The sequence below is a fragment of the Nocardioides marmorisolisilvae genome (assembly GCF_031656915.1).
GTDB classification, from domain to species: Bacteria; Actinomycetota; Actinomycetes; order Propionibacteriales; family Nocardioidaceae; genus Marmoricola; species Marmoricola terrisoli.
This window is the reverse complement of the sequence record NZ_CP134227.1, coordinates 4,119,067-4,131,566: the sequence shown is the minus strand read 5'-3', so window position 1 is coordinate 4,131,566 and position 12,500 is coordinate 4,119,067. Positions and strand designations below refer to the sequence as shown.

The following is a 12,500-nucleotide window of genomic DNA, read 5'->3' as shown; positions in this document are numbered from 1 at the left end:
CGCCGTGCCGACGAATCCCCGGCGGCGGCCCCGATCACATTCCCTGGCCGTTGACACTTCCTGACGGGTTGGCGAACTTGCTGCCGTCGGTGACCGGGCGACCGCCGGTCTGGACAGGAATGCCGTCCACGGCTGCGCCGTACTCCGGGGTGTACTTCTGGCTGTGCCGGAAGGTGTCGACGAACTTCTGCATCCGCGGGTCGGTGGGACTGGTCACCTTGAGCTGGTAGCCCCACGAGCTCAGCACGATCGGTGACGGCAACGAGTCGTCCGCCCAGGGGCTCAGGTCCATGTAGCGGTTGGAGTTGTTGCCCTCGTCGATCATCGACTGCTTGCTGACGAAGTCCACCAGCTGCTGGACCTCCTTGGCCGGCAGGTCGGGTCGATAGGTGATCCAGATCGCGCCGTGCTCGAGATTGTGCACCGCCCGCTCGTTCGGGATCGGCTTGTCGTAGACGCCGGAGTTCATCCAGACACCGTTGTGCGGCCCACCGACGGGCGGGATGACGGCGTACTTCACCGGGCCGGTCACGTGATCGTGCGCCAGCGTCCCTGCGTCGGGGGTTCCCGGTGCGGGGTAGCCCGACGTGTCGTAGGCCACGACCCCCGGGATCCCGGTGGTGTTGGGCACGGTGGCCGGCTTCTTCTGCACGGTGACCTGCCCCGTGGGCGTGGTCGGAACGATCTGTTGACCGGTGACCTGCTTGTGATGGCTCCCCCGAGTGCCGAGGTAGACGCCCACCACGAGCGCGACCAGGATCACCACCAGCCCGATGGTGCCGAGCACCGCGCGACGGCGTTCCTTGGCCTTTTGCTCACGACGCAGCTCCTCGACCCGCTCTCGCCGCTGCTTGGACTTGTCGCTCTTGGATGTGGCCACGGCGTGATCCTAGAGACTCCGATGCAACGACGGGTGCCAACGACGCGTACGACGGACGGCGCGCCGGGACTATGGCCGCGGCCCTGGTTGCCCGAACTGCTGCCGGACCTCCCCGCCGCCTGGCGCGATCCACGGCTCCGCCTCGGTGTCGGCTCCTGTGGATTCCACGAAGAGCTGGCTCCGGGGTTCGGCTCGGTTCACAATGCGATGAACCGTACGGGCCCTCGCCTCGTTGATCCGTTCAAGGGGTGATGACGACGTCCGATCTGCACCAGCAGCTGATGCGCAGCGCGTACGACGAGCACGGACGCGCGCTGTGGGGCTTCTGCCTGCACCTGACCGGCGGGGATGGCCCCCGAGCGGAGGACCTCGCCCAGGAGACCCTGCTCCGGGCATGGAAGAACCCGGACGTGCTCGGGCGCGATCGCGAGGCAGTCCGGGCCTGGCTGTTCCGAGTCGCACGCAACCAGGCGATCGACGGGTGGCGCAGCGCCCGGAACCGGCTCGAGGTGGTCACCGAACCCGGCACCGTGGACGCCCCGTCCAGTGACGACGTCGACGAGATGGTGCAGACGTGGCTGGTCCTCGACGCGCTGCGCGCCCTGTCCGAGGACCACCGCTCGGCCATCGTCGAGTGCTACTACCGTGGCCGGACGGCGGCGGAGGCCGCCGTACGCCTGGGCGTGCCCGCTGGGACGGTCAAGTCGCGGCTGCACTACGGGATGCGGGCGCTGCGGCTGGCGCTGGAGGAGAGGGGGGTCACCAAATGAACGAGCAGGCGCAGTGCGGATCGGCCGGTGCCTACGTCGTGGGCGCGCTCTCGCCGTCCGAGCGCGACGCGTTCGAGTCGCACCTGGCCGGCTGTGCCGAGTGTCGGCGGGACGTCGCCGAGGTCGCCGGACTGCCCGGCCTGCTGGCTCGAGTCGACCCCGACGAGCTTGCCGCGTCACCCGAACCACCCGGGACGCTCCTGCCACGGCTGCTCAGGGAGGTCCGCCGTCGGAACCGTCGTCGACGGCTCACCCTGCTGGCTGCGGCTGCGGTGGCCGCGATCCTGGTGGGAGTCGGCGCCGGGCTGGCGCTCCGACCCGGGACCCCGGACAGCAACGGACAGCCGTTCGTCGCGCTGGTGTCCGCTCCGATCAGCGCCACCGCCACCCTGCGCGCCGACCACGGCGGCACCCGGATCGACATGACCTGCCGCTACGCAGGCGGGTCCTACGGCGACCTGCCTGCCTACGACCTGGTCGTCACCGGGCGCGACGGGACCCTGCACCGGGTGGCGCAGTGGCGGGTCGGACCGGACGGGACCACCCGCGTCGTCGGGTCGGTGGACCTGTCCCCCGACCAGATCGCCAGCCTCGAGGTGCGCACCGCTTCCGGCCGCCCCGTGCTGCGACTGCGGGGATAGCGACCCTCAGCCGCCGGTCCGCGGCCAGACGGCCACGACGAGGCCGATCGCCAGGACGATGCCGAGCAGCGCGGCGCCGACGAGCGTCCAGCCCCAGTGCCGGCTCCGACGGGTGACCAGCGCCAGCGTGCCCAGCACGAGTACGGCGGCCGCGATCAGCCCGAGCCGGCCCCCGACCCGCCAGCTGACCAGCTCACCGACGCCGACCAGCCCGGCTCCGACCAACACGTCCCGGAAGGTCGCCGGTCGGACCTCCCGACGACGACGCATCTCGATCACGACCACGTCGGGGAAGCCCAACGCCCCCGGCAGGTCGGGGTCGGGAGCGCGCCCGGTGAGGGCGGCGGCCAGCACCGCGAAGGCGGTCGCATGACCGACGATCACCAGGTCGTCGTCAGGATGGGCGTCGAGCAACGCCCGGGCCGCCGTACCGACACGTCGTGCGGTGTCGGCGAGCGGCTCCCAGCCGTCGTACGCCGGCTCGGCCGGGTGCGCGAACGCCCGTCGGCGGACCGTGTCCAGGTCCGGGATCCAGGCCGCGTGCATCCGGACCTGCTCGGCGAGGTCGTCGACCACCTCGACCGGCGCGTCGGTGAGCAGGGCCGCGGTCTCCCGTGCCTTCGGCTCCGGCGAGGTGAACCAGCGGGCGCGGGTCGGCAGTCGACCGGACTCACGCAGGCGTACGACGTCGGCGTGCGCGGCGGGGTCCAGGTGCCAGCTCGCGGCGGGCTGGTCCGGACGCACGAGGGGCCGGCCGTGCCGGACCAGGTGGATGTGCCGGACGTGGGCATGCGCGCGCCCGGTCCGCGACCCGGCCGCCATCAGAACACCAGATAGTGGAGGACCAACCAGATCGGGGCGATCGTCGCCAGCAGCGAGTCCAGCCGGTCCATCAGCCCACCGTGCCCGGGGACGATCTGACTCATGTCCTTGATCCCGAGGTCACGCTTCATCACCGACTCGACCAGGTCGCCGAGCGTGGCCATCACCACGGCGATCACCCCGAGCAGCACCCCGATCCACCAGGCGGCGTCCAGCCAGGCCATCAGCCCGACGCCGGCCCCGACGCAGAAGATCGCCGAGCCGGCGAACCCCTCCCAGGACTTCTTCGGGGAGATCACCGGCGCCATCGGGTGCTTGCCGAAGAGCACGCCGGCCACGTAGCCGCCGATATCGGAGGCGATCGTGAGGAGGATGAAGGCGATCACCCCACGGACGCCGTCGTCGGCGAAGTGGTGCGCGGAGTTCCAGTCGCCGCCCTCGGCCAGCATCAGGGCCACGAACGAGCCCAGGAACGGCACGTAGACGAGCGTGAACACCGCCGCCGTCGCATTCTGGACGAACCCCGTCACACCCCGCCGCAGCAGCCACAGCATGCTGACGAGCCCGGCGACTGCCGTGGCCGTCACCAGCGCCGGCGCGCCCCAGAAGTAGGCGACCACGACCATCACGACGCCGCCGACCATCAGCGGCTGCTCGGGGATGTCGATGGCCTTGGCGGAGAGGCCGCGGTGAAGCTCCCAGACGGCGACGACCACGGCGACCGCCACGATCAGCATGAACGCGGTCTTCCAGAAGTACAGCGAGGCCACCACGGCGACCAACAGCACCACGGCCGAGCCGATCGCGGCAGGGAGGTTGCGGCCAGCGCGGCCGTGGTCCTTGGGGGGTGCAGGGACGGGCGCGGAGGTGTCGCTCATCGCAGGGGTCCTCGAGGTCGTCAGACTTCGAGCAGCTCGGCTTCCTTGTGCTTGAGCAGGTCGTCGATCTGGTCGGTGTGCTTCTTGGTGGCCGCGTCCAGGCGCTTCTCGGCACCCGTGACGTCGTCCTTGCCGACGTCCCCGTCCTTCTCGAGCTTCTCCAGGGCCTGCTTGGCGTTGCGACGGATGTTGCGCACCGCGACCCGCCCCTCCTCGGCCTTGGTCCTCGCGACCTTGACGTACTCCTTGCGACGCTCCTCGGTGAGCTCCGGGAACGCGCAGCGCAGCACCTTGCCGTCGTTGGCCGGGTTCACCCCGAGGTCGGAGTCACGGATCGCCTTCTCGATCGCACTCATCGCACCCAGGTCGTACGGCGCCACCAGGATCGTCCGTGCGTCCTGGGACGTGAACGAGGCCAGCTGCTGGACCGGTGTCGGGGTGCCGTAGTACTCCGCGGTCAGCTTCGCGAACATGCTCGGGTGCGCCCGACCGGCCCGGATCGCGGCGAACTCCTCGCGGGTCACCTCGACGGCCTTGGTCATCTTGGTGTCGGCATCGCTCAGGGTGTCGTTGATCACGGATCTGCTCCTCGTCGTCTGGAAGGGCCCGGGGCCGGTCAGTTGCCGGCGCTCACCAGCGTCCCGATCTTCTCACCCTGCACGACGCGCAGGATGTTTCCCTCCGGCTCCATGCCGAAGACCACCATCGGGAGCTTGTTCTCACCGCACAGCGCGAACGCCGTCTGGTCCATGATGCGCAGCCCGCGGGCGATCGCGTCGACATAGGTGACGTGGTCGAGCTTCACCGCACCCGGGTCGGTGCGCGGGTCGGAGGTGTAGACCCCGTCGACGCCGTTCTTGGCGACGAGCACGACGTCGCACTTGCTCTCCAGCGCACGCTGGGCCGCGACAGTGTCGGTGGAGAAGTAGGGCAGACCCATTCCGGCGCCGAAGATCACGACGCGCCCCTTCTCGAGGTGGCGGATCGCCCGACGCGGGATGTAGGGCTCGGCGACCTGGCCCATCGCGATCGCGGTCTGCACCCGCGTCTCGATGCCCTCCTTCTCGAGGAAGTCCTGCAGTGCGAGGCAGTTCATCACGATGCCGAGCATCCCCATGTAGTCCGCCCGCGCGCGGTCCATGCCGCGCTGCTGCAGCTCGGCTCCGCGGAAGAAGTTGCCGCCGCCGGTGACCACGGCGACCTGCACACCGGTCCGCTGGACGGTCGCGATCTCGCGGGCGATCTTCTGCACGACGTCCGGGTCGACCCCGACCTTGCCACCGCCGAACACCTCGCCGGACAGCTTGAGCAGGACCCGCTTGTACGCGGTCACAGCGACCTCCCGGTAGTACGACGGAAGGCCGGCCCGATCATCCTCGTTCGATGCATCGGACCGGCCTCCTCGTTTGACGTCTGGCGACGAACCTAACGGATCAGGCGCCTACCTCGAAGCGAGCGAAGCGCGTGACGGTGATCTGCGCCTCGTCGAGCACAGCCTTCACCGACTTCTTCGAGTCGGTCACCGACGGCTGGTCGAGCAGCGCGACGTCCTTGTAGAAGCCGTTGAGGCGGCCCTCGGTGATCTTTGCGATCGCCTGCTCGGGCTTGCCCTCCTCGCGTGCAGTCGCCTCGGCGATCTCACGCTCCTTGGCCACCACGTCGGCGGGGACGTCGTCGCGGGAGAGGTACTGCGGGCGCATTGCGGCGATCTGCATCGCGACGCCACGAGCGGCATCGGCGTTGCTGCCGTCGTACTCCACCAAGACGCCGACCGTCGGCGGCAGGTCGGCGGCACGCTTGTGCATGTAGGCCACCGTCTGGCCGTCGAAGTACGCGGCGTCGCCGAGCTCGATCTTCTCGCCGATGGTGATGGCGAGGTGCTCGACCAGGTCGCCGACCGTCTTGCCGTCGACGTCCGCGGCCTTCAGCGCCTCGGTGTCCGCCGCCCGGGCGGCTGCGGCGGCGTCCGCGATCTTCTGGGCAGCGGCGATGAAGTCGTCGTTCTTGGCGACGAAGTCGGTCTCGCTCTTCAGCTCGATCAGCGCGCCACCGGAGTTGGCCACCAGGCCGGCGGTCGCCTCCCGCTCGGCCCCGCGCTTCTGTGCCTTGGCCGCGCCCTTCACGCGGAGGATCTCGACGGCCTTCTCGAAGTCACCGTCGGCCTCCTCCAGAGCCTTCTTGGAGTCCATCATGCCCGCGGCCGTGAGGTCGCGGAGTCGCTTGACGTCTGCGGCGGAAATCGCCATGGGTGCTCAGTCTTCCTTCTTCTCAGCGTTGACGAAGCCCGCGGCCTCAGCGGCCTCAGCGGTCCTGAACCAGACCTCGGCAACCGTGCGGTCGTACCACGGGCTGGTGGGTGCGTGGAACTTCATCGAGTCCTTGTTGCCCTTGATGGTGAAGCCCTCGGGGGCCGAGCCGTCCCCGGTGGCCGGCGCAGAGTCGGCCTGGGCCGGAGCGGCTTCGGCGGCGGGTGCCTCGACAGGCGCCGCCTCGTCAGCGGCTGCCTCGTCAGACGCAGGAGCCTCGGCGGCCTCCACCGCGGGCGCCACCTCGACGGCCTCGGAGGTCGCGCCGGTCGCCTCGGCAGCGGGGATGTCCTGGCTGGCCGCATCGCCACCGGTCGCCTCGACGGCAGCCTTGTTGGCATCACCCTCGAGCAGGTCCCGCTCCCAGTCGGCCAGCGGCTCGTCGGAGCCGATGGTCGCGGCCGCGTCGCCCTCGCCGGACTTGGCGCCCGAGCGGGCGATCAGCCCGTCGGCGACGGCGTCGGCGATGACACGGGTCAGCAGGCTGACGGCGCGGATCGCGTCGTCGTTGCCCGGGATCGGGTAGTCGACGAGGTCGGGGTCGCAGTTGGAGTCGAGGATCGCGATGATCGGGATCCGCAGCTTGCGGGCCTCCTCGACGGCGAGGTGCTCCTTGTTCGTGTCGACGATCCAGACCGCGGAGGGCGTCCGGGTCATCTCGCGGATGCCGCCGAGCGACTTGTTGAGCTTGTCGCGCTCGCGGCGCATCTGCAGCAGCTCCTTCTTGGTGCGGCTGCTACCCGCCACGTCCTCGAAGTCGACCTCGTCGAGCTCCTTGAGGCGGTTGATCCGCTGGTGGACCGTCTGGAAGTTGGTGAGCATGCCACCGAGCCACCGCTGGTTGACGAAGGGCATGCCGACCCTCGTCGCCTGCTCGGCGATGGCCTCCTGGGCCTGCTTCTTGGTGCCGACGAACATGATCGTGCCGCCCTTGGCCACGGTGTCCTTGATGAACGCGTAGCTGGTGTCGATGTAGGACAGCGACTGCTGCAGGTCGATGATGTAGATCCCGTTGCGCTCGGTCATGATGAAGCGCTTCATCTTCGGGTTCCAGCGTCGGGTCTGGTGCCCGAAGTGGACGCCGCTCTCGAGGAGCTGGCGCATGGTGACGACGGCCATGCCGGTCTTCCTTTACCTCTGCGGTGCGCGCACGCGCGCACCAGTTCTCAGTTGTTGCCCCGGACGGGTGCCCGGTGCCCTGACGCCCGGCACGCGGCCCAACCCGGCCTGACGACCGGGACTGAGAGCCGACGCCCCGGACCAGGTCCGGGGTACGGGCGTGCGAAGTCAGCTCCGAGGAGCTGCTGGGTCACAGCATATCCGCGTGTCGGTGAGGTTGTCGAAACGGTGTCGGCGAACGACCGACCAGGATCCACAGGGTGTCGGACACGGCCGCCGTCCACAGGCCGGGCCGCCGCCCTCGTCCACGGTCCGGGACCCGCCGGATGCTGACGGACATGTCCTCCCTCGTCGCCACCATGCTCGTCGCTCTCCTGGGCGGAGGCACAGGGGTCCTCGCCCCCGCCGCAGCCACGTCGCCGACACCGGACGTCGCGCTGCACGCGATGCCGAGGCAGCCCGCGCCGAGCCACGGGACGTGGCCGCTGATCCCGGCCCACCAGGTCGTCCGCGGTTTCGACCCGCCGGCCGACCCGTGGGGCCCGGGGCATCGCGGCGTCGACCTGCTCGGTCAGCCGGGCGAGCCGGTCCATGCCGCCCTGGCCGGCACCATCACCTTCGCCGGCCAACTCGCGGGCCGCGGCGTGGTCGTGGTGGACCACGGGGCCGAGCGGACCACCTACGAACCGGTGGCCGCGTCGGTCGGCGTCGGCGACCCGGTCGCGGAGGGTGCCGTCATCGGCACGCTCCAGCTGGTCGGCAGCCACTGCTTCCCCCGGGCCTGCCTGCACTGGGGACTGCTCCGAGGCGACAGCTACCTCGACCCGCTCACCCTGGTCGGTGCTGGACCGGTCCGGCTGTTGCCGATGGAGACCGGCCGGGCCGGTCCGTCGTGAACACGCTGCCGGAACGGCTCCGGCGCCGGTCAGGCCCGCGGGTGCGCGAGTCGGTACGCCGCCCGGAGTCGCTCGGTGGTCACGTGCGTGTAGATCTGCGTGGTCGCAAGCGACGCGTGGCCGAGCATCTCCTGGACGGTGCGCAGGTCTGCGCCACCCTCGAGCAGGTGGGTCGCCGCGGTGTGACGGAGACCGTGCGGACCGATGTCGGGAGCACCAGGCACGGCCCCGAGCCGGCGGTGCACCATCGTGCGCACGGCTCGCTGGTCGATCCGGGCACCCCGCGCGCCGAGGAACAGTGCCCCGCCCGCGCCGGCGCGGAAGAGCGCCGGCCGGCCCACCCGGAGCCACCGGGACAGGGCTCGCTCGGCCGGGACGCCGTACGGCACGGTGCGCTCCTTGCGGCCCTTGCCGAGGACCCGCACCACCCGGCGGTCACGGTCGACGTCGTCGACGTCGAGTCCACACAGCTCGCCCACCCGGATGCCGGTCGCGTAGAGCATCTCGAGGATCGCGGCGTCCCGCAGGCCGACCGGGCTGCTGTCGTCGGCCAGCACCCCGGCGTCGTCGAGCAGGGCGCGGGTGGTCGACTCGTCGACGACCGGAGGCAGGGACCGGTGCCCCTTCGGGCTGCCCAGCAGGGCACCGGGGTCGGCGGGGGCCAGCCCCACGCGATGGGCCCACGCCGTGAACACTCGCACCGAGGTGGCCCTGCGAGCCATCGTGGCGCGCGCCTTGCCGAGGGTCTGCTGCTTGGCCAGCCAGCTGCGCAGGGTGCGGATGTCGAGACTGGCGAGGTCCGTGTGACCGAGCGCCGCGGCGTGCTCGAGCATGCCCGACAGATCGGTGAGATAGGCGCGGACGGTGTTCGGACTGAGATCCCGCTCGGAGATCAGGTGTCGTTCATAGGCGGCCAGAGCCTGCGTCATCGGCTCGGGCAGCACGCGCTCGTCGGCCCGGTCCTCCATGTGGCCCAGCCTAGGCACCCGGCCGCCCGCAGGACGGGAGGCGCGATCGGGCCGCAATCGGGCATGGTGATGCGCCTCCGGCTCTCCGAGCGTGCGCTCCGGTCAGTCGTCGGCCTGCCTGCGCAGCCGCCACCGGCCCCCGAGCCGCTCGATCAGCTCGACACGCTCCAGCTGCTTGAGAGCGCGGCCCACCGTGGACGGGCTGACCCCTGCCACTCGTCCGATGTTCTCCTCACCCGCCGCGGAGTGGACCGGCACCGCGTCCAGGACCTGCCGTTCGAGGTCGGTGAGCCGGTCGCGCGCAGTGGTCTCTGCGCGCAGCGGGAACAGCGTCTCCTCGCCGACCGGGGCCAACGCCTCGAGGACCTCCTCCGGCCTGGTCACCAGGATCGCGCCGCGCTCGCGGATCAGCTGGTGCACGCCCGACGACGGCTCACTGGTGACCGGCCCGGGGACGCCCATCAGCACCCGACCCAGCCCCGCGGTCCAGCTTGCGGTATTCAACGCACCGCTGCGCACTGCGGCCTCGACCACGACCGTTCCCGCGGCGAGCGCGGCGATCAGCCGGTTGCGCGCCAGGAACCGGATCCGGGTCGGCGCACCGCCGAGCGGCGCCTCGGAGACGATCACTCCGCTCTCGGCGATGAAGTCCAGGAGGCGCTCGTGCGCCTTGGGATAGGCCTTGTCGGCCCCGCAGGCGAGCACCGCCACGGTGGGCCCACCGGCGGCGAGCGCACCGCGGTGCGCGCCCTGGTCGATGCCGTACGCCGCGCCGGAGACCACGGTCCACCCCGCACTGGCCAAGCCGTGGCCGATCTGCCCGGCCACGTTCTCGCCGTAGCTGGTCGCCGAGCGCGCGCCGACCACTGCGCCGGCCCGTGTCACCGTCGCGGCGAGGGACACGCAGCCGCGCAACCACAGCCCGATCGGCACTCCGCCGCGGCGATGCAGCTCCGGACAGCTCGTCAGTCCGTCGAGCCCCGGTGGCCACTCCCGATCCCCCGGGACGATGAAGCGCAGCCCGTGCCGCTCGCCCTCCTCGAGGTCACGGGTCGGGTCCGCCTCGGCGAGCCGCTGGGCGAGGTCGGCCGCTTCGGGGATCCGCGCACCGGCGCTGAGCTCACGCAACACGGTCACCGCTCCACGGGTCGCCACCCGATGCAACAGGCCCGGGTGCCCCGGCTCGACCACACGGTTGAGCGTCACCCGGGCGAGTCGTTCCTCCTCGGTGACCACCGAGCTCGCCGGCCCGGCCGTCACGCGGCACCACCGAGGCGCAGGGTCGCCACGTCGAGCGGCTGGCTGCTGCGCAGCCGCAGTGCCACCTCGAGTTCGGGCACGCCCGGTCGGTCCACCCCACGCAGGTCTGCCACCGACCAGGCGACCCGGTGCACCCGAGTCGCGCCGCGGCGGGTCAGGTGACCGCCGTAGACCGCCCGGTCGAGGAGCGCGGTCGCCGGCTGATCCAACGGCCACTCCCGGCGCAGCGCCGGGCCGGGCGCGTGTCCGTTGAGCCGCCAGCCGCAGCCGGCGTACCGCGAGCGCTGCCGCGCCCTGGCCTGCTCGATGCGCGCGCGGACCACCTCGGAGGGCTCCGGCAGCAGAATCGGGTCATTGGCCTGCCACTCCTCCGGCGGCTCCACGAAGCGGTGGATGTCGATGCGGTCGGCGATCGGGCCCGAGAGCTTGCGGCGGTACTCGCGGCGCTTGACCTCGCTGCACTTGCAGGGGCTGTCCCGGCGGTGCGGGTGGTACTCACCGCACGGGCACGGGTTGGCGGCGAGGACCAGCATCCCCCGGGCCGGGAAGGTTGCCTCCTCGTCCCCTCGGGAGATGGTGATCTCACCGCTCTCCAACGGCTGCCGGAGAGCCTCGATCACGTCGCTGGGCAGGAGCGCGAACTCGTCCAGGAAGAGCACGCCCAGATGTGCCTTGCTCACCTCGCCCGGCCGCACCCTGCCGGTGCCGCCCCCGAGGATGCCGGCCCGGGAGGCCGTGTGGTGTGGCGCCCGGAACGGTGGCCGGGTCAGCACCGGCGCGTCCGAGGGCAGCGAGCCGACCAGCGAGTGCACGGCGGTCAGCTCCAGCGACTCCTCCCTGTCCAGATCGGGGAGGATCGTCGGGATCCGCTCGGCGATGGTGGTCTTGCCGGCCCCCTTGGGGCCGGTCAGCATCAGATGGTGTCCCCCGACGGCGGCCACCTCGATCGCGTAGCGCTCCTCGGGCATCCCCCGCACCTCACTCAGGTCGAGGTCCTCCATCCGCTCCTCACCGCGCCAGCTGAGCAACGGGTGCGACGTCGGGCCGGCGACCGGCGGCGCGTCGGGGATCGGCTCCCCGGCCAGCAACGCCACCACCTGGGCCAGTGACCGTGCGCCGACGACCTCCAGTCCGTCGACGAGCATGGCCTCGGCCACCTGAGGCTCGGGGACCACCACGCGGCGCACTCCACGCGTCCGCGCCGCGAGCAGCATCGGCAGCACGCCGGGCACGCAGCGCAGCCGCCCGTCGAGGCAGAGCTCGCCGACCAGCACTACGTCGCGCAACGCCGCCTGGTCGGCCTGAGGGTCGGCCGCGACCACCACGGCCACGGCGATGGCGAGGTCGAGGTGGGTGCCCCGCTTCGGCACGTCGGCCGGGGACAGAAGGATGGTGATCCGCTTGCTGGTGGGCCAGTGGAAGCCGGAGTTGTCCACGGCCGCCCGGCAGCGATCGATGGCCTCGTTGACCGCGGCGTCCGGGCGACCGACCACCGCGGTGCGGATCTGGCCCATGCTGAGGTCGGCCTGGACGTCGACGACGTGGCCGATGGCTCCGACCAGCGTGACGCTGCGCGTGGTGGCCCACATCAGCCGATCCCCCGCACGTGCTGGACGTCGGCCGCACCGCGACCGTTGCGAAGCACCCCGACCAGGTCGATCCGCAACCCCGAAGGTCGCACGTCGTGATGTTCGAGCCAGCGCAGCGCGAGCCGCCGGAGCCGGTTCGCCTTCTCGGGAGTCACCGCCTCCAGCGGATGTCCGTAGTCCGCGCTGCTGCGCGTCTTGACCTCACAGACGACGAGCGTCGTCCCATCGCGCAGAACGAGGTCGACCTCACCCTCCGGACACCGCCAGTTGCGGTCGATCACCACCATCCCCTGCTCGGTGAGGAGGCGCGCGGCGACCCGCTCGCCGTACGCACCCAGGGAGCTGTTCTGCGCTGCTGTGCTCATGTGCCG

General features: G+C 71.3%; 14 protein-coding genes. 3 read left to right on the top strand and 11 right to left on the bottom strand.

The annotated features are described in order from the left end of the window. Nucleotides 1–34 precede the first annotated feature (34 nt). Complete coding sequence (locus Q9R13_RS19730) at nucleotides 35–880, bottom strand: DUF3105 domain-containing protein (RefSeq protein WP_310962883.1); 846 nt, start codon at nucleotides 878–880, stop codon at nucleotides 35–37. 251 nt (nucleotides 881–1,131) lie between these two features. Here Q9R13_RS19730 and Q9R13_RS19725 point away from each other — a divergent pair, with 251 nt between their 5' ends. Beyond that, on the top strand, nucleotides 1,132–1,650 hold the full coding sequence (locus tag Q9R13_RS19725) for a sigma-70 family RNA polymerase sigma factor (protein ID WP_310962882.1): 519 nt from the start codon (nucleotides 1,132–1,134) through the stop codon (nucleotides 1,648–1,650). Continuing rightward, nucleotides 1,647–2,291: an anti-sigma factor family protein gene (locus tag Q9R13_RS19720; protein WP_310962881.1), complete on the top strand. Its 645-nt coding sequence runs from the start codon at nucleotides 1,647–1,649 to the stop codon at nucleotides 2,289–2,291. Before Q9R13_RS19725 ends, Q9R13_RS19720 begins: the two co-directional genes overlap by 4 nt. A gap of 6 nt (nucleotides 2,292–2,297) precedes the next feature. On the opposite strand, the gene Q9R13_RS19715 is transcribed toward Q9R13_RS19720, so the two are convergent. The 6 genes from Q9R13_RS19715 to rpsB form a co-directional block, all read right to left on the bottom strand. After that, on the bottom strand, nucleotides 2,298–3,113 hold the full coding sequence (locus tag Q9R13_RS19715; RefSeq protein WP_310962880.1) for a histidine phosphatase family protein: 816 nt from the start codon (nucleotides 3,111–3,113) through the stop codon (nucleotides 2,298–2,300). Then, complete coding sequence (locus Q9R13_RS19710) at nucleotides 3,113–3,991, bottom strand: phosphatidate cytidylyltransferase (RefSeq protein WP_310962879.1); 879 nt, start codon at nucleotides 3,989–3,991, stop codon at nucleotides 3,113–3,115. Before Q9R13_RS19710 ends, Q9R13_RS19715 begins: the two co-directional genes overlap by 1 nt. A 20-nt stretch (nucleotides 3,992–4,011) precedes the next feature. Next, entirely contained in the window at nucleotides 4,012–4,566 is a 555-nt protein-coding gene (frr, locus tag Q9R13_RS19705) for a ribosome recycling factor (RefSeq protein ID WP_310965128.1), read from the bottom strand. Between the two features lie 41 nt (nucleotides 4,567–4,607). Then, complete coding sequence (pyrH, locus tag Q9R13_RS19700; RefSeq protein ID WP_310962878.1) at nucleotides 4,608–5,324, bottom strand: UMP kinase; 717 nt, start codon at nucleotides 5,322–5,324, stop codon at nucleotides 4,608–4,610. 100 nt (nucleotides 5,325–5,424) lie between these two features. Continuing rightward, on the bottom strand, nucleotides 5,425–6,237 hold the full coding sequence (gene tsf / locus Q9R13_RS19695; RefSeq protein ID WP_310962877.1) for a translation elongation factor Ts: 813 nt from the start codon (nucleotides 6,235–6,237) through the stop codon (nucleotides 5,425–5,427). Nucleotides 6,238–6,243: 6 nt separating this feature from the next. Further along, on the bottom strand, nucleotides 6,244–7,416 hold the full coding sequence (gene rpsB, locus Q9R13_RS19690; RefSeq protein ID WP_310962876.1) for a 30S ribosomal protein S2, sunset domain variant: 1,173 nt from the start codon (nucleotides 7,414–7,416) through the stop codon (nucleotides 6,244–6,246). 338 nt (nucleotides 7,417–7,754) lie between these two features. On the opposite strand from rpsB, the gene Q9R13_RS19685 reads away from it, so the two are divergent. Continuing rightward, nucleotides 7,755–8,312, top strand: a complete 558-nt coding sequence (locus Q9R13_RS19685; protein WP_310962875.1) for a murein hydrolase activator EnvC family protein — start codon at nucleotides 7,755–7,757, stop codon at nucleotides 8,310–8,312. A gap of 29 nt (nucleotides 8,313–8,341) precedes the next feature. On the opposite strand, the gene Q9R13_RS19680 is transcribed toward Q9R13_RS19685, so the two are convergent. The 4 genes from Q9R13_RS19680 to Q9R13_RS19665 form a co-directional block, all read right to left on the bottom strand. Then, the gene (locus Q9R13_RS19680) at nucleotides 8,342–9,280 is read right to left on the bottom strand and encodes a tyrosine recombinase XerC (protein WP_310962874.1); all 939 of its coding nucleotides are present in this window, start codon (nucleotides 9,278–9,280) and stop codon (nucleotides 8,342–8,344) included. Nucleotides 9,281–9,382: 102 nt separating this feature from the next. Next, on the bottom strand, nucleotides 9,383–10,540 hold the full coding sequence (gene dprA, locus Q9R13_RS19675) for a DNA-processing protein DprA (protein WP_310962873.1): 1,158 nt from the start codon (nucleotides 10,538–10,540) through the stop codon (nucleotides 9,383–9,385). Then, entirely contained in the window at nucleotides 10,537–12,129 is a 1,593-nt protein-coding gene (locus Q9R13_RS19670) for a YifB family Mg chelatase-like AAA ATPase (RefSeq protein WP_310962872.1), read from the bottom strand. The genes dprA and Q9R13_RS19670 overlap by 4 nt, the downstream gene beginning before the upstream one ends. Next, entirely contained in the window at nucleotides 12,129–12,494 is a 366-nt protein-coding gene (locus Q9R13_RS19665) for a YraN family protein (RefSeq protein WP_310962871.1), read from the bottom strand. The genes Q9R13_RS19670 and Q9R13_RS19665 overlap by 1 nt, the downstream gene beginning before the upstream one ends. Nucleotides 12,495–12,500: the final 6 nt, after the last annotated feature.